24 protein-coding genes are annotated in these 19,600 nt (G+C 73.7%); 10 read left to right on the top strand and 14 right to left on the bottom strand.

Going from position 1 to position 19,600, the window contains the following annotated elements; genetic code table 11:
- Positions 1–206: 206 nt before the first annotated feature.
- Entirely contained in the window at positions 207–983 is a 777-nt protein-coding gene (locus tag AC2H4J_RS21650; protein WP_487466982.1) for an enoyl-CoA hydratase-related protein, read from the top strand.
- 61 nt (positions 984–1,044) lie between these two features.
- Here AC2H4J_RS21650 and AC2H4J_RS21645 read toward each other — a convergent pair whose 3' ends face one another.
- Complete coding sequence (locus AC2H4J_RS21645) at positions 1,045–1,263, bottom strand: hypothetical protein (protein ID WP_487466981.1); 219 nt, start codon at positions 1,261–1,263, stop codon at positions 1,045–1,047.
- Between the two features lie 99 nt (positions 1,264–1,362).
- Here AC2H4J_RS21645 and AC2H4J_RS21640 point away from each other — a divergent pair, with 99 nt between their 5' ends.
- Complete coding sequence (locus AC2H4J_RS21640) at positions 1,363–2,001, top strand: MBL fold metallo-hydrolase (RefSeq protein WP_487466980.1); 639 nt, start codon at positions 1,363–1,365, stop codon at positions 1,999–2,001.
- A 27-nt stretch (positions 2,002–2,028) separates the two neighbouring features.
- Here the strand turns inward: AC2H4J_RS21640 and AC2H4J_RS21635 are convergent, their stop codons facing one another.
- The 3 genes from AC2H4J_RS21635 to AC2H4J_RS21625 form a co-directional block, all read right to left on the bottom strand.
- A complete protein-coding gene (locus AC2H4J_RS21635; RefSeq protein WP_487466979.1) occupies positions 2,029–2,301 on the bottom strand; it encodes a GlsB/YeaQ/YmgE family stress response membrane protein in 273 nt (90 codons plus the stop codon).
- A 128-nt stretch (positions 2,302–2,429) separates the two neighbouring features.
- Positions 2,430–2,891 (bottom strand): SRPBCC family protein, encoded by a 462-nt coding sequence (locus tag AC2H4J_RS21630; RefSeq protein WP_487466978.1) that lies wholly within the window; start codon positions 2,889–2,891, stop codon positions 2,430–2,432.
- Positions 2,892–2,895: 4 nt separating this feature from the next.
- Positions 2,896–3,645, bottom strand: coding sequence for a GntR family transcriptional regulator (locus AC2H4J_RS21625; RefSeq protein ID WP_487466977.1), 750 nt, complete (start codon positions 3,643–3,645; stop codon positions 2,896–2,898).
- Between the two features lie 164 nt (positions 3,646–3,809).
- Here AC2H4J_RS21625 and AC2H4J_RS21620 point away from each other — a divergent pair, with 164 nt between their 5' ends.
- Both AC2H4J_RS21620 and AC2H4J_RS21615 read left to right on the top strand, forming a co-directional pair.
- Entirely contained in the window at positions 3,810–4,838 is a 1,029-nt protein-coding gene (locus tag AC2H4J_RS21620; RefSeq protein ID WP_487466976.1) for an ATP-dependent 6-phosphofructokinase, read from the top strand.
- A gap of 118 nt (positions 4,839–4,956) precedes the next feature.
- Complete coding sequence (locus AC2H4J_RS21615) at positions 4,957–5,535, top strand: TetR/AcrR family transcriptional regulator (RefSeq protein WP_487466975.1); 579 nt, start codon at positions 4,957–4,959, stop codon at positions 5,533–5,535.
- A gap of 9 nt (positions 5,536–5,544) precedes the next feature.
- Here the strand turns inward: AC2H4J_RS21615 and AC2H4J_RS21610 are convergent, their stop codons facing one another.
- Positions 5,545–7,062, bottom strand: a complete 1,518-nt coding sequence (locus AC2H4J_RS21610; RefSeq protein WP_487466974.1) for a CYTH and CHAD domain-containing protein — start codon at positions 7,060–7,062, stop codon at positions 5,545–5,547.
- A 53-nt stretch (positions 7,063–7,115) separates the two neighbouring features.
- Between AC2H4J_RS21610 and AC2H4J_RS21605 the strand changes: the two genes are divergently transcribed.
- Together AC2H4J_RS21605 and AC2H4J_RS21600 are read left to right on the top strand one after the other, a co-directional pair.
- Entirely contained in the window at positions 7,116–8,075 is a 960-nt protein-coding gene (locus tag AC2H4J_RS21605; protein WP_487466973.1) for an endonuclease/exonuclease/phosphatase family protein, read from the top strand.
- A 44-nt stretch (positions 8,076–8,119) separates the two neighbouring features.
- Positions 8,120–8,899, top strand: coding sequence for a YsnF/AvaK domain-containing protein (locus tag AC2H4J_RS21600; RefSeq protein ID WP_487466972.1), 780 nt, complete (start codon positions 8,120–8,122; stop codon positions 8,897–8,899).
- A gap of 4 nt (positions 8,900–8,903) precedes the next feature.
- Here AC2H4J_RS21600 and AC2H4J_RS21595 read toward each other — a convergent pair whose 3' ends face one another.
- The 7 genes from AC2H4J_RS21595 to AC2H4J_RS21565 all read right to left on the bottom strand — a co-directional run bounded on the left by AC2H4J_RS21595 (position 8,904) and on the right by AC2H4J_RS21565 (position 14,895).
- Complete coding sequence (locus tag AC2H4J_RS21595) at positions 8,904–9,650, bottom strand: nitrilase-related carbon-nitrogen hydrolase (RefSeq protein WP_487466971.1); 747 nt, start codon at positions 9,648–9,650, stop codon at positions 8,904–8,906.
- An 11-nt stretch (positions 9,651–9,661) separates the two neighbouring features.
- Positions 9,662–10,849, bottom strand: coding sequence for a pyridoxal phosphate-dependent aminotransferase (locus AC2H4J_RS21590; RefSeq protein ID WP_487466970.1), 1,188 nt, complete (start codon positions 10,847–10,849; stop codon positions 9,662–9,664).
- On the bottom strand, positions 10,846–12,282 hold the full coding sequence (locus AC2H4J_RS21585; protein WP_487466969.1) for an RNB domain-containing ribonuclease: 1,437 nt from the start codon (positions 12,280–12,282) through the stop codon (positions 10,846–10,848). Before AC2H4J_RS21585 ends, AC2H4J_RS21590 begins: the two co-directional genes overlap by 4 nt.
- Positions 12,283–12,344: 62 nt before the next feature.
- Entirely contained in the window at positions 12,345–12,560 is a 216-nt protein-coding gene (locus AC2H4J_RS21580) for an RNA-binding S4 domain-containing protein (RefSeq protein ID WP_487466968.1), read from the bottom strand.
- Between the two features lie 15 nt (positions 12,561–12,575).
- Positions 12,576–13,295, bottom strand: a complete 720-nt coding sequence (locus AC2H4J_RS21575; RefSeq protein WP_487466967.1) for an MOSC domain-containing protein — start codon at positions 13,293–13,295, stop codon at positions 12,576–12,578.
- Positions 13,295–14,212: an aldose epimerase family protein gene (locus AC2H4J_RS21570; RefSeq protein ID WP_487466966.1), complete on the bottom strand. Its 918-nt coding sequence runs from the start codon at positions 14,210–14,212 to the stop codon at positions 13,295–13,297. The genes AC2H4J_RS21575 and AC2H4J_RS21570 overlap by 1 nt, the downstream gene beginning before the upstream one ends.
- A 47-nt stretch (positions 14,213–14,259) precedes the next feature.
- Positions 14,260–14,895 (bottom strand): HhH-GDP family DNA glycosylase, encoded by a 636-nt coding sequence (locus AC2H4J_RS21565; RefSeq protein ID WP_487466965.1) that lies wholly within the window; start codon positions 14,893–14,895, stop codon positions 14,260–14,262.
- Positions 14,896–15,052: 157 nt separating this feature from the next.
- On the opposite strand from AC2H4J_RS21565, the gene AC2H4J_RS21560 reads away from it, so the two are divergent.
- Positions 15,053–16,279 (top strand): HNH endonuclease signature motif containing protein, encoded by a 1,227-nt coding sequence (locus AC2H4J_RS21560; RefSeq protein ID WP_487466964.1) that lies wholly within the window; start codon positions 15,053–15,055, stop codon positions 16,277–16,279.
- A gap of 32 nt (positions 16,280–16,311) precedes the next feature.
- Here the strand turns inward: AC2H4J_RS21560 and AC2H4J_RS21555 are convergent, their stop codons facing one another.
- Positions 16,312–16,449 (bottom strand): hypothetical protein, encoded by a 138-nt coding sequence (locus tag AC2H4J_RS21555; protein WP_487466963.1) that lies wholly within the window; start codon positions 16,447–16,449, stop codon positions 16,312–16,314.
- Complete coding sequence (locus tag AC2H4J_RS21550) at positions 16,446–17,036, bottom strand: TetR/AcrR family transcriptional regulator (RefSeq protein ID WP_487466962.1); 591 nt, start codon at positions 17,034–17,036, stop codon at positions 16,446–16,448. Before AC2H4J_RS21550 ends, AC2H4J_RS21555 begins: the two co-directional genes overlap by 4 nt.
- A gap of 91 nt (positions 17,037–17,127) precedes the next feature.
- On the opposite strand from AC2H4J_RS21550, the gene AC2H4J_RS21545 reads away from it, so the two are divergent.
- From AC2H4J_RS21545 to AC2H4J_RS21535, 3 genes are all read left to right on the top strand, one after another.
- Positions 17,128–18,285: an acyl-CoA dehydrogenase family protein gene (locus tag AC2H4J_RS21545; protein ID WP_487466961.1), complete on the top strand. Its 1,158-nt coding sequence runs from the start codon at positions 17,128–17,130 to the stop codon at positions 18,283–18,285.
- A gap of 66 nt (positions 18,286–18,351) precedes the next feature.
- Complete coding sequence (locus tag AC2H4J_RS21540) at positions 18,352–18,924, top strand: ferritin-like domain-containing protein (protein ID WP_487466960.1); 573 nt, start codon at positions 18,352–18,354, stop codon at positions 18,922–18,924.
- A complete protein-coding gene (locus AC2H4J_RS21535) occupies positions 18,896–19,366 on the top strand; it encodes a DUF1707 SHOCT-like domain-containing protein (protein WP_487466959.1) in 471 nt (156 codons plus the stop codon). The genes AC2H4J_RS21540 and AC2H4J_RS21535 overlap by 29 nt, the downstream gene beginning before the upstream one ends.
- The last annotated feature ends 234 nt before the right edge of the window (positions 19,367–19,600 follow it).

Genomic DNA, 19,600 nt, shown 5'->3' with positions numbered 1-19,600 from the left:
GTTCGTCGTGGGCGGGGTCGTCGCGGCCCGGGGCGAAGTCACCGGCGTGAGCGTCCCTACCTACGAGGTCGAAGCCCCGTCGGGCGACGAAGGGCAGCCTCACCTTAGCGCTGTGGTGTTCCCGTGTTCCGGGGGTCGCCTGTGACCCTGGTGACCCCGGCCGCCATGATCAGGTCACCGGAGAACTCCAGGGAGGCGGGACGACGATGTCCGAGACGGTGACGAGGGACGACGCGGGCGGCGTCGCGACGCTCACGCTGCAGCGGCCGGCGCTGTCGCACGCGCTGCGGACCGACCTGCTGGCCGCGGTCGACGGCGTGGCCGCCGACGAGTCGGTGCGCGCGGTGCTCATCACGGGCACGGGCCGCGCCTTCTGCGTCGGGCAGGACCTCGCCGAGCACCTGGAGGAACTGCAGGCGAACGCCGCGACGTCGCTCAACGTGGTGGTGGAGGAGTACAACCCGCTGATCCTGGCGCTGTCAGCGCTGCGGGTGCCGGTCGTGGTCGCGATCAACGGCGCCTGCGCGGGGGCCGGGCTCGGCCTGGCGCTCGCCGGCGACCTGCGGATCGCGGCCGCGGGCGTCAAGTTCACGACGGCGTTCACCGGCGTGGGGCTGTCCAGCGACTCGGCCCTGGCGGCCCGCCTGGTGCACTGCGTCGGGGGGTCCCGGGCGGCGCAGTTGCTGCTGACGCCGGACCCGTTCACGTCCGAGACCGCAGAGCAGTGGGGCCTGGTGCACCGCGTCGTCCCGGCCGAGCAGGTGCTCGCCGAGGGGCAGGCGCTGGCTGCGCGGCTGGCCACGGGGCCGACGGCGGCGTACCGGGCGGTGAAGACCATGCTCGCGACGGCGGCCACCGATTCGCTGGAGGACACCCTCGCGCTCGAGGCGCGGCTGCAGGCGGAGCTCGGTCAGACCCACGACCACCGCGAGGCGGTCGAGGCCTTCCTCGAGAAGCGCCCGCCGGAGTTCACCGGGCGCTGAAGCGTGCACCTGCCGTCGGGGCGAGCTCCCCCACCCGGCGACAGGGCGTCAGGTGGGGCGCTCAGCGCGCCAGGATCGCGCAGGCAGGGCAGACGTCGCGGGCGGCCACCGGCCACTGCTCCTCTACCGAGACCCGGGCGAGCGAGCCGCACATGGTCAGCTCGCAGGCGCCGTCGACCTCGCTGGGCGACCGGTGCAGCTCGACCGCGTGCCACAGCGCCGCGGTCGGGCCGTGGGCGCGGCTGCGGGCGGCGGCGAACACGGTGCTCTGCACGATCATGGAGAAGCGGTCGGCAGAACCGGTGCGGAAAGTTACGGCCGGTCGGGTTCCTCTCCCCCCGACGAGGGAGACCGGACGAGTCGGTGCAGGATGCCGGACATGGAGCTGATCAAGCACGGACACGCGTGCGTCGTCCTCTGCGAGGGCGACCGCCGGCTGGTCGTCGACCCGGGGTCCTTCACCGAGCCAGGTGCGCTGGACGGCGCGAGCGCCGTGCTGGTCACCCACGAGCACGCCGACCACTTCGCACCCGACCGGCTGCGCGCCGCGCTCGAGGCCGATCCGGCGCTGGAGATCTGGACCAACGCCTCCGTCGCCGCGAAGCTCGAGGGGCAGGGCACCCGGGTGCACGTGGTCGGTCACGGCGACGCGGTGACCGTGGCGGGATTCGACGTCCACGTACACGGCGAACTGCACGCGCAGATCCATCCGGACATCCCGCGCATCCCGAACGTGGGGTTCCTGGTCGAGGGCCTGGTCTTCCATCCGGGCGATGCGCTGACCGTGCCGGACGAGCCGGTGGCCACGCTGCTGCTTCCGGTCCACGCGCCGTGGTCGAAGGCGGCGGAGGTCATCGACTACGTGCGCGAGGTGCACGCGGACCAGGCGTACGCGGTGCACGACGGGCTGCTCAACGACAACGGCCTCGCCGTCGTCGGCCGACTGCTCGGCGAGGGCGGCCCGGGCACGCCCACGCCCTACCGCCGGCTGGCCCCGGGGGACTCGGTCGAGCTGTGACGCCCGCCCGGGTCCCCCGGGATCAGATCAGCGGACGGCGCGGCTGTTCCGGCCGGTGAGCGTGGAGGCCGCCACCACCAGCACCGCCGCGACGATGATGGAGATGATCCAGCGGATCCAGTCCACGCCATTCGTGTGCGACACGCCCAGAGCGCCGCTGATCCAGTAACCGATCAGCACACCGCCGATGCCGCAGAGCAGCGTCAGCCAGAGCGGGGTGTTGTCACGGGTGCTCGGCGCGGCGAACTTTCCCAGCAGGCCGATGATGAGCCCCGCGATGATCAGACCGATGATCCCCATTGCTTAACTCCTCAGGTAGGCCGACCGGCGCGGCCCCCCTCCCGGCACTCACCGGGTGCGCACGCCGGTGCACGAGGAGGTCCTGTACCCCTACCGGACGTTCTGATGCGCGGTTCGCCCGATCGTGATCAAGGGTGCGCGCGGGCGATGTGGGCGGGCACCTTGTCCAGCTCCGCGTCCACGGTGCGCTGGACGAGCCGGCGCAGCGCCCCGCGCTGCAGCGTCCGCACGACGCGGCCGCCCCCGCGCGGCTCGTGGGCGATCGTCATCGTCACGCGGGTGCCACCCGCGTCGGTGTCGTCGAGTTCGATCCGCGTCGTCCAGGTCTCGGGCGTGAGCACCAGCCGCGTGGTGACCAGCCGCTTGGGCGTCCAGTCCACGATCTCGCCCTGCGGCGCACCGGGCGCCGGCGGTTCGCCGTCCAGCCGCCCGGGGGCGCAGACGAACGTCGTCCCGACGCCGGGCCGGCCCGTGCCGGTCATGACGTAGGAGACGTCGCAGACGGCGCAGTAGGGCTCGAGGAGCGCCAGGGCGCGCCACACCTCGCCGCGCGGCTCGGGAACCTCGCGGACGCCGCTCGCGCTGGTCACCCGGTCAGCCATCGGTGCGGTTACCCACCGAGACCTCGAACTCGACCTGGCTGACGTCCGGCCGCAGCCGGGAGAAGCTGTGCACCAGCGGGTGCCCGGCGCTGTCGCGGACGGTCGTGCGGACGACGAGGAGTGGCGACCCGGCGACCACGCGCAGCAGGTCGGCCTCGTCGGGGGCCGCGGTACCCACGTCGACGACGATCCGGGCGTGGGCCAGGTCGGCGGAGTACTCGCGACGCAGGAAGTCGTAGAGGGAGCCGTGGCTGAAGTCGGCGTCCGCGGCGCGGGGGTACAGGGCCGCGGGCAGGAAGCTGTGCGCGACGTGGTTGGGCTCGCCGTCGACGCTGCGCAGCCGATCGAGCTCCACGACGTCGGCCGCGCCGTCCAGGGCCAGCTCGGTGACGACGGCCGCCGGCGCCGGGACCACCCGCTGGGCCAGCACCTGGGTGCCGACCTGGGCACCCTGCTCGCTCATCACGGAGCTGAACCCGGCGATGCGGTGCACGAAGCTCTCGCGGTACTCGTGCCGGATGGCCGGCCGGGTGACGTAGGTGCCGCGCCCCTGCTCGCGCACGAGGTGCCCGTCGGCCACCAGGCCGTCGACGGCGCGGCGCAGGGTGATCCGGCTGACCCCGTACTCGGCACAGAGGACCGGCTCGGGCGGGAGGAGCGTCTGCTCGGGCAGGGCGGTGACCCGGCGCCGGAGGTGCTCGCGTACCGAGAGGTACTTCGGTCCGGAGACGGGGCTGACCACGGGGACAAAGGTACGGGATCGCAAGACGTCTGGTCGTCATGTCGTATGGGACGTCACATCGCCGCACCGGACGACGCCGGGGGTACGCCGTCGCACGCGAAACATCAGGACGTCATGACGTATGGTCGGGTCTCCGTTCGTCAGGGCCCACCAAGGAGTCGCGTGTGCGCATCGGTGTCCTCACCGGCGGGGGCGACTGCCCCGGCCTGAACGCCGTCATCCGGTCGGTCGTCCGCACGGCTGCGACGCATTACGGCAGCGAGGTCGTGGGTTTCCGCGACGGCTGGCGCGGGCTGCTGGAGGACCGCACGACGCCGCTGGACATCGCCGCCGTCGACGGACTGCTCACCCGGGGCGGCACCACGCTCGGCTCGGCGCGGGTCGCCCCCGAGCTGCTGGACCGGGGCATCCCGCAGATGAAGGGGGTGCTGGCCGCGCACGGGATCGACGTCCTCATCCCGATCGGGGGCGAGGGCACGCTCACCGCTGCCCACCTGCTGTCCCGGGCCGGTGTCCCCGTCGTCGGAATCCCCAAGACGATCGACAACGACATCGACTGCACCGACCTGACGTTCGGCTTCGACACCGCGGTCAGCATCGCCACCGAGATGATCGACCGGCTGCACACGACCGCCGAGTCCCACCAGCGGGTCCTGCTCGTCGAGGTGATGGGCCGGCACGCGGGCTGGATCGCCCTGCACGCCGGTCTCGCCTCCGGAGCGCACGTCACCCTCGTACCGGAGGAGCCCTTCGACGTCGACGAGGTGTGCCGGCTGGTCAGGGCCCGGTTCGAGCGCGGTGACACCCACGTCATCGGCGTCGTGGCCGAGGGCGCCACCCCGCGGGCCGGGACGTTGGCCCTGCGCGACGGCGGCGTCGACGAGTACGGGCACCGCCGGTTCACCGGCGTCGCCCAGCAGCTCGGCGAGGAGCTCGAACGGCGCACCGGCAAGGAGGTGCGGACGACGGTGCTCGGGCACGTCCAGCGCGGCGGCACCCCGACGTCCTTCGACCGGGTCCTGGCCACGCGGTTCGGCCTGCACGCCACGATCGCCGCGCACGAGGGCGGCCACGGACAGATGGTCGCGCTGCGCGGCACCGAGATCGAACTGGTGCCGCTGGAGAAGGCCGTGGCGACGCTGAAGACCGTTCCGCCACGGCGGATGGCCGAGACCGGCGCATTCACGGGCTGACCTGCGCCGGACGGGTGGAACGGCGAGCGGTGGGTAGGCCCCCGTGTCGCCGGCACGAACCGGTGACCATCACTGGGGCCTACTGGCCAGGCGGCGCGATGCAGCGGAGGATCACGGGGTGAGCGAAACGCAGGACTGGCGGGCCGCGAAGTGGGCCGAGACCCACCAGCGGATCTACGACACCGCGATACGGCTGTTCCAGGAACACGGCTTCGAGCGGGTGAACGTCGGGCAGATCGCCGCCGGCTCGGGAGTGTCTGTGCCCACGTTCTACGCGCACTACCAGTCCAAGGAGCACCTGCTGATGCAGGTGCCCACAGCCGCGCAGATGGAGGCGCTGCTGGCCACCCAGCCCGCGGACCTCCCGATCGCCGAGCGCATCCGGCGAGCGGCACCCCTCTACTTCGCCGAGTGGACCCCCGAGTTCCGGGAGGAGCAGCTCGTCCGCTGGGAGATCATCGCGCAGACCCCCGCCCTGCGGACCCGCGCGGCGGAGTTCGAGCGGACGACGGCCGGGCTGGTCGCCGACGCGCTGCCCGCCGGGTCCGGGACGACTCTGGGACCGGCCGACCAGGTGGTGGTCAACGCCTGCCTGGCGGCGTACACCGCAGGTCTGCTGGCCTGGGGCGACTCCCGGGGCGAGCGCAAGCTCGAGGAGCTCATCGACGAGGCCTTCGACGCGCTCCAGCGACGCTGAGCTGCGCGGTCATCCGGACTCGAGCACGGCCCGGATCTCCGGCAGGAGCGCCCAGAAATCCTGCTCCGCCCGCGCGGCGCGAGCCTCCTCGAGGGCGTGCAGCCGGCCGTAGGTGAACGAGTTCTCCTGCTCGGCGTGCGCGACGACGCCCAGCCGGCGGGAGAGCTCGCGGGTGACCACGGTGTCCTGGAGCTCGCCGAGCACCTTCTGCACCCGCTTGGCCGCGCGGGCCACCCGCTTGACGTGCGCGAGCTCGCCGCGGCCCACCTCTGCGGCGTACCGCAGCTGCTTGGCCGCCTTGCGCACCTCGTGCAGCGCGACGGAGCGTCGGTCCTCGGGCGCCCGCCGGGCGGCATCCAGCCGGCGGCGCAGCTTGCGCACCGACCGCCGGGTGGCCCTGCGCAGCACCGGTCGCAGCGGGTCGCCGGCCCGCGCGGTGAACGGCGGCTGGGCCAGCAGCCCGTGGAGGGCGTCCAGCAGGTCGAGGTAGCGCGGCTCGGACAGCGTGAGCCGGGCCCGGTCCGACCCGGCCTGCGCCTCCCGGATCCGGGTCTGCTGCAGGCGGGCGGCGACGGGACCGAGCACCAGCTCCTCCGGCTGGCCGGCGACCACCTCGTGCAGGTGCTCCAGGGCCACCTCGGCGTCCCGTGCATCGGCGAGCTGCCCGCCCAGCCAGGACAGCTCGTCGCGCAGCGGATCGGTCGCCGCGCGGTCGAGGACGCTGCGGAACGCGGACAGGGTACTGCGCAGCCGGCGGGCGGCCACCCGGATCTGGTGGACGGCGTCGGGCTGGTCGGTCCGGAGGAGGACGTCGGCCGACTGCAGGGCCGCAAGCTGCCCGGCGAGCGCCCCCAGCACGAACTCCCCCGCGCTCTCGGGCTTCCGCCCCTGCGGCACGGGGCCGGCCACCTCGAGCAGCCGGTCCCCGAGCACCCGGCCGACCTTCGACGCGCCGGCCGACGGCCGTGCCCCGGCCTCGACCAGCCGCTGCCCGACCGCCGCCGCCAACGCGTCGTCCCCGGTGCCGAGCTCCACCTCGACCTCGCGCCAGGCCTGTACCTGCAGCGGCGCGCCCGGACCGGCCGGGGGAACACCGGCGGTGACGGTGTCGTCGGCGATCTCCGCGAGCAACTCGCCGTCCGCACCGCGCAGCGACGTGACGACCCGGCGGGTGTGCAGGGTGGCGACGGGGCGCGGGACCTCGCCCCGCACGATCCCGGCCACCGGACCGAGCAGCGCCGACGGCGGCTTCTTGGCGGCCCGCCCCAGCGGCGCGTGCAGCTCGCGCCGGGCGGTGCCCGCGGGGAGCTTCAGGTGCCAGCCGGCGTCCGGGCCACCCGTGCGGCGACGCATGGTCACCCGGGAGCGCAGCAGCCGGAGGTCGGCGGTGTCGAAGTAGACCGCCTCCAGATCGTGCTGCACGGGCGCGTCCACGCTCGTGACGCCCGCCAGATCGCTCAGCTCCGGGACGACGAACCCCTCGTCGACGTCGTACTTCGCCTCGACCTCGAGGTGCGCGCTCGTCACGTGCGACCTCCCTGGGCATCGGTCTCCCGCCCCGGCCAACCTATCCTGCGCCGATGGGCGCCGCCGGAGACCGCCGCCTCCCGGCCACGGTCCTGGCGCTGCCGTGGGTGGCGTGGGCGGTGCTGCGCGCGACCGGCGCCGAGCGGGGCTTCCCCCTCGTGCCCGCGCTGTCCTTCACCCCGTACGCCGCGGCGACCTCGGTGCTTCCGCTGGCCGCGGCGATCCGCGCGCGGTCCTGGACCGCGGCGCTGCTGGCCGCCGGCGCGGGCAGCGTCCTGACCGGGGCGGTGCTGGCCCGCCGCGGCACCCCGGCCCCCGTGCCCGACGGGCCGCGGGTGCGGGTCGCGTCGGTGAGCCTGCGCAAGGGGCTGGTCCGGGCCACACCCGTGCTCGACGTGGTGCGCCGGCTCCATGTCGACGTGCTGTCCGTGCAGGAGCTGACGCCACGGGCGGAACGGGAGCTCCGGGTGGCGGGCATCGGGGAGCTGCTGCCGTGGGCGCACGTGATCCCCGCGCGGCCGGGGACCGTCGTCTCGGCATCGGGCGCGGTCTGGACGCGGTTCCCGGCGACGGCGTCCGGCGCGGTGGCCGGCGGCTTCGAGCAGCCGACCGCGCTGATCTCCGTGCCGGGCGCGCCGCCGCTGGAGCTGACGGCCGTCCACACCGTCCCCCCGGCGCGGTCCCCTCGCGCGGTCCGGGCCTGGACCCGCGACCTCGCCGCGCTGCCGGCGCCGGACGACGACGTCCTCCGGGTGCTCGCCGGCGACTTCAACGCGACGCTGGACCACGCCGCGCTGCGCGCCGTGCTGCGCCGGGGCTGGGTCGACGCCGCACAGCGCGCCGGCCGGGGTCTGGCCTGGACGTGGCGGCCGCTGCGGCTGCCGGGGCCGCGGCTGGCCATCGACCACGTGCTCGTCGACCCGCGGGTCGCGGTCGCCGGGGTGCAGCTGATCCATCTGGCCGGCAGCGACCACCGGGCGCTCGTCGTCGACCTGGTCCTCCCCCGCCGCTGAACGGCGATGTTCACCGCCCGCCGCGGATGGGCACGGACAGGGTCATGGTGACCGAGCAGGAGATCTCCGCCGCGATCGGCGGCACGGCGTACGGATCCGACGGCGGCAAGCTCGGCACGATCGAGGCCTTCTTCGCCGATGACCGGACGGGGGCGCCGACCTGGGTGTCCATCAGCACCGGTCTGTTCGGCAGCCGGCAGTCCGTCGTCCCGGTGGCCGGCGCGACGTTCGACGACGGGGCGCTGCGCCTCCCGGTCAGCCCGGACGCCGTCAGGAGCGCGCCGCCGATGGCCGGGGAGCACCTGGCCCCCGCCGACGAGGCGATGCTCCGACGGCACTACGGCGTCGCGGAGACGACGCCTCCTCCCACTCCTGCCCCTCCTGGTGCTGCCACTCCTGCCCCTCCTGCTGCCGACGCCCCTGGTGCCATGACCCGCAGCGAGGAGCAGTTGCGCGTCGACACCGAGCGCGTGGCCACCACCCGGGCGCGCCTGGTCAAGTACGTCGTCACCGAGGACGTCCAGATCACCGTGCCGATCCGGCGAGAGGAGATCCGCGTCGAGGAGGTCCCGATCGACGCGGTCGACGACGCCCCGGGGGAGTCGCTGGTGGCGCCGGATGCCGCCGTGGGCGCGGCCGGGGTGCCGGAGGAGATCGTGCTGCACACCGAGCGCCCGGTGGTGACGGTGGAAGTCGTGCCGGTGGAACGGGTGCGGCTCCGGGTGGACACCGTCGAGGGTCAGGAGACCGTCAGCGGGCAGGTGCAGCGCGAGCAGATCGTCGTCGACCAGCACGCGCCTCCCCGCCCGGGCAGCCCCGGCTGATCGCTCAGCTTCGCCGGTCGGGCAGGAAGCGCAGCTGCTCGCGCGTGGCGGCGACCTCGCCCGCGTCGACGTCGGCGAGCACGAGGGTCTCCCCGCCGGCCGCGGTGGCGAGCAGCTCCCCCATCGGACTCACGATCCGGGTGTCGCCGACGTGCTCGGTGCCGTCTCCCGCCGTGCCGACGCGGTTGCAGCCCACCACGTACGCCTGGTTCTCGATGGCCCGCGCCTGGAGCAGCGTCTGCCAGTGCAGCCGGCGCGGGCTGGGCCAGTTCGCCGGCACCAGGTAGACATCGGTGTCCGGCGCGGCCGCCCAGAACACGTCGGCGAAGCGCAGGTCATAGCAGATGAACGGGGTGACCCGCAGGTTGCCGATCTGCAGGGTGACCGGCTCGTCCCCGGCCCGGAAGCGCTCGTGCTCCCCCGCGTGCGTGAACGGGTGCAGCTTGCGATAGCGGTGCACCGTGCCGTCGGGCCCGGCCAGGACGAAGGAGTTGTACGGCAGGGCCGCGCCCTCGGCGATCTCCGGGCACGTGCCGCCCACCCACACCCCGTGCTCGGCGGCCTGCTCGCGGAGGAAGCGCGAGGACGGGCCGCCCTCGGGCTCACCGATGCCCGGCGTCATCGAGAAACCGGTGGAGAAGGTCTCCGTGAGCAGCACGAGCTCTGCGCCGGTGCCGGCCGCACGCCGGATCTGGGGTGCGAGGCGGGCGAAGTTGGCGTCCCGGTCCTCCCACACGATGTCGTGCTGCACCGCTGCGATCCTCACGTCATCCCTCGCAACCGCTCGACGGCGTCGGCCAGGACCGCGTCCTGCTTGCAGAAGGCGAACCGCACCAGGTGCCGGCCGAGGTGCGCGTGCGCCGGGTCGTAGAACACCACGGTCGGGACGGCGACCACTCCGGCCCGCTCGGGCAGCGAGCGGCAGAACGCCAGCCCGTCGCCGTCGGGCTGCACCGGCCGGACGTCGACCGTCGCGAAGTAGTTGGCCTCGGGGCTGATGACCGGCAGGCCGGCGTCGGTCAGCCCCTGCACGAGTACGTCGCGCCGGTACTCGAGGTCCCGCGCGGCCTGCGCGAAGTACTCGTCCGGCAGGGCGAGGCCGACGGCGACGGCGGGCTGGAACGGCCCACCGCTGACGTAGGTCAGGAACTGCTTGGCGGTGCGGACGGCGGCCACCAGCGGCGCCGGGCCGTAGATCCAGCCGATCTTCCAGCCGGTGACGTTGAAGGTCTTGCCCGCACTGCTGACCACGAGGGTGCGCTCCCGCATGCCGGGCAGGGCGGCGATCGAGCGGTGCGCGGCGCCGCTGAAGACGAGGTGCTCGTACACCTCGTCGGTGACGACGATCAGATCGTGAGCGGCGGCCAGGTCCGCGAGGAAGCTGAGCTCCTCGGCCGTGAACACCTTGCCGGTGGGGTTGTGCGGCGTGTTCAGCAGCAGGATCTTCGCCCGCGGGGTGATCGCCGCCCGGACGTCCTCCTCGGCGAACGTCCACGGCCCCGCCCCGTCGGCCGGGGGCCGCAGCGGCACCGGTCGGGCGGTTCCGCCGGCCATCGCGATGCCCGCCGCGTAGCAGTCGTACATCGGCTCGAAGAGCACGACCTCGTCGCCGGTGTCCAGCAGGGCGAGCAAGGCGCCGCTGAGCGCCTCGGTGGCGCCCGCCGTCACCAGGATCTCGTCGGCCGGGTCGTAGGCACGACCGCGGAACCGCTTGATGTGTGCGGCGATCGCCGCGCGGAGCTCGGGGCGGCCGGGACCGGGCGGGTACTGATCGGCGGCGGTGCCGATGGCCGCCCGGGCGACGTCGAGCACCTCGGGCGGGCCGGGATAGTCGGGAAACCCCTGGCCGAGGTTGACCGAACCGGTGGCGACGGCCAGGGCGCTCATCTCGGCGAAGACCGTCGTCCCGAACCCCTGGAGCCGGGAGGTGAGGTGCGGCGCCCGCGTCATGCCGTGACGAAGCCGATCCTGCGCGCGGCGACGTCGGCCTCCTCCAGGCGGACGTCGACCCGGGTGCCGGGCCGCAGCCCCCCGCCGGTGCAGCGACCGCGGACGGCGAGGTCATCGAGCACGACCGTGCCCCTTCCGTCCTCCGCGTCCACCACCACGGCGGAGAAGACCTGACCGACGCGGGACCGCAGCAGCCACGCCTCGGTCGCGTCGACGACCGCACGCTCCACCTCGCGGGTGCGCTTGTCGGAGGCGGCCATGAGCCCGGGCAGCTCGGGGAGAGCAGCGCGGATCTCGGGAGGCGGTTCGGCGCCGGCCGCGAGCGCGAGGCAGACCTCCGTGCCGAAGCGGTCGACCAGCCGCCGGAGCGGAGCGGTCACGTGCGCGTACGTGCTGCCCACTCCGGCGTGACCCGGCTGAGCGGGCGGTGCGCCGTCGAACGGGGTGTAGGCGGCGCCGCGCAGCAGTGCCACGGCCTCCTCCAGGAAGGCCGCGTGCCCGGGACGGCGCGGATCCAGAGTCGCGATGACGGCTCCCGGGCTCGCGTCCGCCGGCCACTCGACACCGAGGGCAGGCGCCAGGAGTCGAAGGCGGGCGACGTCCTCCGGGCGGGCCGGAGGGAGCGTCCGGAGGATGCCGACGCCGCCGCCGAGCATCAGCCCGGCCGCGCACCGCCCCGTGAGCAGCGAGATCTGGGCGTTCCAGGCCTCGACGGGCAGGTCGCCACGCATGGTCAGCGTCCAGCCGCCGCCCGGACCCGGGACGACTTCCTGATCGGGTGTGCCGAGCTCGATCGCTCCCCGCTCGGCCGCCCCTCGCTGCAGCAGGGCGCCGATGGCCGGCAGCAGGGCGAGCGCCTCGGGGAGCGCGCCCGCATCGGCCTGCGCCTGGACGGTGGGGTAGTCGAGCTGGGCGCGGCTGCGGACGCGGGCGCGGCGCACGTCCACCCTCGTCGGCTCGCCGTCGGCGTCGACGTCGATCGTCCAGAGCACGGCGGGTCGCAGTTGTCCGGGCAGCAGGCTGGCCGCGCCCTCGCTGAGCACGGGCGGGTGCAGCGGCGTCCGCCGGTCCGGGCTGTACAGGGTCTGGCCGCGGCGGCGGGCCTCGGCGTCGACCTTGCCCTCCGGTGCGACGAACGAGCCCACGTCGGCGATCGCATAGCTGACCCGGTAGCCATCGGCACGGGAGGCCAGGTACACGGCCTGATCGAGATCCCGGCTGCCCGGCGGGTCCAACGTCACCAGCGGGACATCGGTGGCGTCGAGCTCGGGGAGCCTGGGTTCACCGGCCAGCCGCTCGGCCTCGGCCAGCACCGCCGCCGGGAACTCCTCGGGAACCTCGAACTCCGCGCGGATCGCCGCGAAGTCCGGCCCGTCCGGAGCGGCGTCGGGCCAGCGAGGGACCCGGATCGGGGCGTGCGGCCGACCTGACACGCCCGTCAGCCTCGCAGACGGGACCGACGGCCGCGGTTCCACGTGGAACTCCCGCGAGCTGCTCAGCCGATCCGCACCTCTTCCATGCCCTCCACGGCCACGACGTCGCCACGGTGCAGCTGCCGCCCGCGACGCTCCTCGGGCTCACCGTTGACGGTGACGACTCCCGAGAACAGCACGTCCTTCACCTGCGCGCCGGTCGGGACGGCGTCGACGAGTTTCAGCAGCTGCCCGAGGCGGATGGTCTCCTCGCCGGGGCGGATCCGGACGGTGCGCACGACGACAGTCTCCCGTCACGTCGGTTCGAGCGGGTCGCCGGTGCGCACGACGCCCGCCGCGAGCACGGCGGCGCGCACCGCCAGCAGCCCGTCGCGCTCCCGGTGGATGGTCTTGAGGACGGACGTGTCGCGGGCGATCCCGCCTGGCTGCGGACGGGTGGTCATCACGCACCGTGCGATCGGCAGTCCGAACCTCAGCCGCACCGACCCGAGTTCCGCCTCCTGCCCTCGGAGTCCGTCCTCTCCCTCCCCGTCCAGCAGCACGTTCGCCCGGAACCGGCGACGGTCCCACGTGCCGAGGGTGCCGGTCGAGACGAGAGAGAGCCGGATGCGCGGGCTGTCGTGGAACGGCCCCGGTGCGCCTTCCCATTGCAGCCATTCGGTCGGGTCCGGCACGTCCTCGTCCGCCGGCGCCTCGTACGTCGGGGCGGCCTCGCCCTTCTCGTCAGCTGCCCGCAGCTCCACCCGGCGACCGAGCCAGTCGGAGAGGACGGCCTCGTCGGTGGTCACGGTGCCGTCGGGCAGCACCACCTCGACGCCACCGTCGCAACGCAGCCGTGCCGATCCGAACAGCAGCTCCGGCACGCGGCGCGCGGTGAGCCCGAGCCCGGTGTCCCGGTCGAACAGCGCCCACCGCCGGTCACCGGCGATGCCGAGCGCATCGACGTGGGCCTCGGTGAGCCGCTCGCCCTGGAGCGACTTCACGGGGTACCGCCACAGCTCGAGCACCCGCATCAGGCGGCTCTCCAGCCGAGCGTCCAGGCGCCCGACCAGGCGGCCCCCGGTTCGAGGACCAGCAGGTCCTGCTCATCGGCCAGCGCGTTGGGCGGGCAGGTCATCGGCTCGACGGCGAGGCTGCGCCGGCGCCGCCCCTCCGGCAGCCCGTCCCCGGTGTAGATCTGCAGCCACGGCCACGCCCCGTCGACAGCGAGCTCGATCGTCCCGAGCGGACCCCTCAGGTGCAGCCGGGCCCAGCCGTCGTCGTCCCGCTCCAGACCGGTGAGCGGCGTGTCGAACGCGCGGTGCCCGATGCGGCCGACGTCGCCGTGGAACCGGTGCGAGACGCCGGTGGGCAGCCCGCCGTCGGTCTCCAGGGCCGTCCGGGCCGGCACCGTGAGGTCGGCGCCGCCGATTCCGCCGTCCTCGTTCGCCCCGACGTGGAGATAGGGGTGCATCCCGACGCCGAACGGCGCCGGCTCCGCGGCGAGGTTGCGCACTCGCACGGTCACCGCCAGGCGACCCCCGGAGAGGGCGTAGTCGACGGCCGCGGCCAGCCGGAAGGGATAGCCCGGATGCGGCTCCAGCACGGTGCCGACCGTCGTGGCCGTCGCCGTCCGCTCGACGACGGTCCACGGCTGCCAGGCGACCAGACCGTGCATCGCGTTCGGCTGGTCGGGCGCGTGCACGTCGAGCTGCAGATCGCGGCCACGCCAGGTCCAGCGTCCGCCGCGCACCCGGTTGGGCCACGGTACGAGGACTGCGCCCGGCCAGCCGGCGGGCACGGTACCGGCGGGATAACCGTCGACCACGTCCCAGTCGTCGACGACCAGCCGCCGGATCCCTCCACCGCGGAGGTCCACGGCCAGCTGGGTGCCGGCTGCGGCCAGCACGACCTCGCGCGGTTCATCGGACGGCCAGGAGTGTTCGGACATTCGGCCCTCCAGAGGTCGGGTGGACCGTCAGCTCACCACAGGGGCCCTCAGTCACCGACGGCGTCCTCATCGGCACGCAGCCGGGAGATCCGCACGAGTGCTGCCGCGAACCGGGCCAGGTCGTCGGGTTCGACCAGCTCGGCCAGCCCGTCGGGCTGAAGGCCGATCCGGCTCGCTCCGGACCGCGCGCGGTCGTCGAGGTAGGGCCGCACCCACGGCCAGACGGCCTGGACCTCGCGGAGGAACACGGCGGCGCCGGTGGGGCCGATGCCCTTGACCTCCTGGACCAGGCGGGCCGCGACGTCGACGTCGCCACCGGCCGCCTCGCCGAGCCGCCGCAGGTCACCCCCGTACCGGTCGAGGACGAGGGCACCCATGTCCCGCAGCTGGGTCGCCGTCCGCTCGTCGTACCGGCGGTAGCCCGCCCGGCCGAGCGCCGCGACCAGCCGTGGCCTGGGGGCATCACGCAGCCGCTGGGGTGTCGTCCAGCCTGCTGCAGTCACCTCCCGCGCGGCCGCGATGGAGATGCCGGCCGCGATCCGAGCAGAGAGCAACTGCGCGAGGACCAGCAGCTGGAACAGCGGAGTCGGCTCGTCGGCGAGAGCGATGCCCGCGTCCTCGGCGAAGGTCCGCCCGTGGCGGTCGAGGACGCGGCGGACGAGGTCCCCGGCTGAGCGATCCATGTCCGACTGCCTACCGGAGACCGACCCCGGGTGCGCACCTCGCCTGTGGACGAAGCTCCTTTTCCACAGCCCTTCTGACCAGCGGTTTCTGTCACATCTCCCGACTAATCTTCGTCCATACGTTCGATCCGACGGAGACTGCGGGAGGTGATCGGCGGTGTCGTCATGGGTGTCGGTGCTCGAGCAGCTCGCCCAGCTCGACCCCACTGAATTCGATCCGGCCGACCTCTCCGACGAGCAGCTTCGACAGGTCGTGTCCCTGGCCCAGCTCGGCATCAACCGCATCTCCGCGCTGCAGACCCGTGCCGTCGGGGCCGGCGAGGCGCGGCAGGTGCACTCCGGTGACGGCATGGGCTCCATGAAGTCGTGGTTGACCGGGCACTGCCGCGTCTCGGGCCGCGAGGCGGCCGGGCGGGTCCGCGCCGGCCGGCGCCTGAGGTTCCTCCCGGCGCTCGCCGCGGCCTACGCCGCCGGGTCGGTCACACCCGCGCACGTGGCTGCCGTCACGACTGCACTGACGTCGGCCCGCGTCGCGAAGGCCGCCGAGCTCGGCATCGACCTGGATCACACCGATCAGATCCTCACCGCGGCGGCGCTGACGCTGGGCCCCGAGGACACCGCCCAGGCGGTCCGTCGGTGGGTGCTGGGCATCGACCCCGACGGCACGCTCGACGACGCCGTTGGCCTGCCCCGGTTGTTCCGGATGGCCGTCAGCTCCGGGGGCCGGGTGTACGTCTCGGGACACCTGGATCCGGTCGGGGCCGAGACGGTGCACACCGCCCTAGAGGCGGTGATGAACGGTCACCGGCCCGCCGGTGACCGACGCGGCCACCCCGAACGACAGGGTGACGCCCTGGTCGAGCTGTGCCGCCAGGCGCTGCACGGCGACCGCCTGCCTGATGTGCGCGGCCAGCGCCCTCACGTGCGCGTGACCGTCGACTGGATGGCGCTCTGCGCGGCGCGTGGGGTTCCCGGGTTCGGGCACCTGCCGTTCGCCGGGCCGGTCTCCGCCGAGACCGCCCGCCGCCTCGCGTGCGACGCCGGGGTGTCCCGGATCCTCACCGGCCCCAACAGCCTGCCCATGGACGTCGGCCAGGAGACGCGCTCGGCCCCGGCCGGGATCCGTCGCGCCACCGAGGAGCGCGACCTGCACTGCGTGTTCGCGGCGTGCACCGCCCCACCGGCCTGGTGCGACTTCCACCATGTCGATCACTGGGCGTGGGGCGGAGAGACCTCCTGCGAGAACGGCGCCCTGGTCTGCGAACGCCACCACACAGCCGTGCACGAGGGTGGCTTCACCATCGCCCGCGACCCTGGCACCTCGGTCTGGCACACCTACCGGCCCGACGGCAGCGAGATCCACATTCGAGGCCTGGGTCCCTAGCCACCGGCGGCTTACGGCTGCCGAGCCCGAGGTCAGCGAGGAGCGAGGACGTGTTCGAAGAACAGGGAGTTCTCGGCGTCGGGAAGCCCCACGTAGCCACCGAAAGCCGCGATCGGACGGTAGCCGGAGGAGAGGCAGAGACCCTTCCAGCGCACCGGTTCGACCGTCACAGGGTGATGCCGTGCAACAGCAGCGCGGCCAGCTCGCGGTAGGCAGCGGCGTCGTCCAGGCCGGTGGCCCGGGCGGTGTCCCCCCGGCCGATGCGGAACATCAGCGTCGTGACCGTGTCGGCGACGAGCGGGGGATGGACCTCGCGGAAGCGCCCCCGCGTCACGCCGTCGGCGATCAACTCCCGCACGCGCCCGGCCGCCAGCTCCGTGTTGCGTTCGTAGATCTCCCGGCCAGGTCCGAAGGAATCGAGGTCGCGATGGAACGCCTCCCCGGCGGGAGCCAGGGCGACGGCGACCGCGGTCAGGTAGGCGGTGACCTTGAGCGCCGGGTCCTGCACCGTGACCGTCCGGGCCTCGACGGCGTCCGTCGCCTTGCGGAAGAAGTGCTTGATGACCCGCTGGGCCAGCTGCTCCTTGCTGCTCGCCAATGTGTACAGCGTGCTCTTGGAGCAGTGCAGCCGGAGCGCCAGGTCATCGAGGGTGAACCGGGCGAACCCCTCGGCAAGGAAGAGCGACTCCAACTGATCGAGCAGCTCCGCCTGGCGGCGGGTCAGCCCGCTGCCGGTGGACGGCGCGGCGGTCGTCATGGCCTCCTCCTCCCGGCGGGTCAGCATGGCCCCTGGACCGTCCACTGTACTGAGGTACCGTCGTCAGTACAGTTGACGACGAAGGAGAGCCGTGCCGGTCGACCGCGAACTGCCCACCCGTGAGGCCCACGACCTCCTGGCGCTCACGCGCGAGCTGGCCGACGCCGAGCTGGCGCCCCACGCCGCGCAGTTCGAGCGCGAGGAGCGCTTCCCGCGGGCGGTCTTCCGCACGCTCGGCGAGGCCGGGCTGCTCGGCCTCCCGTTCGGCGAGGACGTCGGGGGCGGCGGTCAGCCGTACGAGGTCTACCTCCAGGTGGTGGAGGAGCTCGCCGCTCGCTGGGCCAGCGTCGCCCTCGGCATCAGCGTGCACACGCTGTCCTGCTTCCCGATCGACCGCTTCGGCACCGAGCAGCAGCGGCGCGACCTCCTGCCCGCCATGGTCGGCGGCGAGCTGCTCGGGGCCTACTGCCTCTCCGAGGCGCACGCCGGCTCCGACCCGGCCGCGATGCGTGCCGCGGCCCGGGCCAGCGACGACGGATGGCTCGCCATCGGCGAGAAGGCGTGGGTCACGCACGGCGGCCAGGCGGACTTCTACTCGACGTTCCTGCGCACCCCGGACGACGGCGACCGCGCCATCTCCTGCTTCCACCTCACCCCCGACCTGCCCGGGTTCGGCGCCGCCCGTCCCGAGGAGAAGATGGGTCTCACCGGCTCCACGACCGCGGCGGTGCGCCTGGACGACGTCCCGATCCCCGCCGGCCGGCTCGTCGGTGAGCGCGGCCGTGGCCTGTCGATAGCCCTGGCAGCGCTGGACTCGGGGCGGTTGGGCGTCAGCGCGGTCGCCGTCGGTCTCGCCCAGTCCGCGCTCGACGTCGCTGTCCGGTACGCCGCCGAGCGCGAGGCGTTCGGCCGGCCGATCGTCGAGCACCAGGGCGTCGCCTTCCTGCTGGCCGACATGGCCGCGGCCGTGGAGTCCGCCCGCGCCATGTACCTGGTCGCCGCCCGGCGCAAGGACGCCGGCAAACCCTTCTCCCGGCAGGCCAGCATCGCCAAGCTGGTGGCCACCGATGCCGCCATGAAGGTGACCACCGACGCGGTCCAGGTGCTCGGCGGAGCCGGGTACACGCGCGAGTTCCCCGTCGAGCGCTACATGCGCGAGGCCAAGGTCATGCAGATCTTCGAGGGGACCAACCAGATCCAGCGCATGGTCATCGGCAAGGACCTGGCCAGGCGGGCGACCGTCCGCTGAGCGGTTCCCGAACGCTCCCATCGGGCAGACAGCTTCCGACCGCCCCGTGACGCTGGAGGAAGCCGCGTGCCCGAACCCATGGACGTCGAGAAGGTGCTCGACGGGCTGAACAAGGCCATCTGCCTGCAGGCGCAGTCGATGGTGCACATGAGCCTGCTCGCCGGCTCGCTGCGCGGCATCGGAGCGCTGGGCACCAAGGAACGGCTGCGCGCCTTCGTGCTCGCCGAGACCGAGGACATGGTGCGGCTCACCGAGAAGGCCTCCGCCCTCGGCGGCAACCCGGTCGCAGAGATCGGCCGCATCGAGGTCGAGACCGACCCGGGCAAGGCGCTGCCTGCGCTGCTGCAGCACGAGCAGGAGGCCATCGCGGCCCTGCACGCGGTGATCCCGTCGACCGGGCAGGAGGCTCGCAGCGAGGCGCTGGAACATCTGCTCGAGCACCTGATCATGCGCAAGCAGCAGCAGGTCGACTTCCTCTGGCATGCCTCCGACCTCGACGAGCCCTTGGAGCCCGTGGACACCGACGAGTTCCACGTGGAACCCGTGACCCCCACGGTGGACCCGGCGGCCGACGGGGACGAGACTGGGAGCTCCGCCCCAGGAGACCACGATGCCCGAGCCCCATCTGCGCGCCGGTGACGCCGACCGCGCCGCCGTCGCCACCGCCCTCGGGCGGCACATGGCTGAAGGCCGCCTCACCGTGTCCGAGTACGACGAGCGGGTGGCCCGCGCCTACGCGGCCCTGACCTATGGCGACCTCGCCGTGCTGACGTCGGACCTGCCGTCGGCCGACGGCCTCCGGGCGGCCCCGGCCGTCGTCGGTGGGCAGCCGGCACCCGTCCACCCGCGGCGCCGCCCCGTGGCGGTCCCGCATCCGGGTTCCGCCGGCGCGTGGGCCTCCTGGCGGCGGACCGCGATCATCGTCCTCTGCATCTGGGCGATCACGTCGATCGCCTCGGCCCAGTTCATCTACTTCTGGCCGATCTGGGTGATCGGCCCCTGGGGCGCGGTGCTCCTGGCGCAGACCGCGACCGGCGACCGGCGCACGCGTCCCGCTCGGGACTCGCACCCGCCCGCGTGACGGCGGCGATCGCGTCGGCGATCCGGGCCGGACCGGGCGACACCCGCCGACTGCGGGTGCCGTTCGAACTGGGTGGGCAAGGGGGGAGTTGACGGTGCGTCACTGGGCGATTCCCCAGCGGAGCCGGTGCCAAGCGTCTCTCGTAGTCCTGGGTCGGGTTTTCGGTCGCCTCTTCGGACGTCTCCCGGAGCCCTCATGATCATGGTCGCGACGCTACGCCGCTCCTCGGATGGT

It is taken from the genome of Blastococcus sp. OS1-29 (assembly GCF_057628075.1).
The sequence above is the reverse complement of the archived record's forward strand: the minus strand, read 5'-3'. Positions and strand labels throughout refer to the sequence as shown.

Bases quoted from the DNA above. Each gene is read 5' to 3' on its own strand.
- AC2H4J_RS21570 (WP_487466966.1), bottom strand. From the start codon at position 14,212: ATGTCCGAACACTCCTGGCCGTCCGATGAACCGCGCGAGGTCGTGCTG.
- AC2H4J_RS21640 (WP_487466980.1), top strand. From the start codon at position 1,363: ATGGAGCTGATCAAGCACGGACACGCGTGCGTCGTCCTCTGCGAGGGC.
- AC2H4J_RS21605 (WP_487466973.1), top strand. From the start codon at position 7,116: ATGGGCGCCGCCGGAGACCGCCGCCTCCCGGCCACGGTCCTGGCGCTG.
- AC2H4J_RS21635 (WP_487466979.1), bottom strand. From the start codon at position 2,301: ATGGGGATCATCGGTCTGATCATCGCGGGGCTCATCATCGGCCTGCTG.
- AC2H4J_RS21550 (WP_487466962.1), bottom strand. From the start codon at position 17,036: ATGACGACCGCCGCGCCGTCCACCGGCAGCGGGCTGACCCGCCGCCAG.
- AC2H4J_RS21535 (WP_487466959.1), top strand. From the start codon at position 18,896: ATGCCCGAGCCCCATCTGCGCGCCGGTGACGCCGACCGCGCCGCCGTC.
- AC2H4J_RS21565 (WP_487466965.1), bottom strand. From the start codon at position 14,895: ATGGATCGCTCAGCCGGGGACCTCGTCCGCCGCGTCCTCGACCGCCAC.
- AC2H4J_RS21645 (WP_487466981.1), bottom strand. From the start codon at position 1,263: ATGATCGTGCAGAGCACCGTGTTCGCCGCCGCCCGCAGCCGCGCCCAC.
- AC2H4J_RS21650 (WP_487466982.1), top strand. From the start codon at position 207: ATGTCCGAGACGGTGACGAGGGACGACGCGGGCGGCGTCGCGACGCTC.
- AC2H4J_RS21575 (WP_487466967.1), bottom strand. From the start codon at position 13,295: ATGCGGGTGCTCGAGCTGTGGCGGTACCCCGTGAAGTCGCTCCAGGGC.
- AC2H4J_RS21590 (WP_487466970.1), bottom strand. From the start codon at position 10,849: ATGACGCGGGCGCCGCACCTCACCTCCCGGCTCCAGGGGTTCGGGACG.
- AC2H4J_RS21600 (WP_487466972.1), top strand. From the start codon at position 8,120: ATGGTGACCGAGCAGGAGATCTCCGCCGCGATCGGCGGCACGGCGTAC.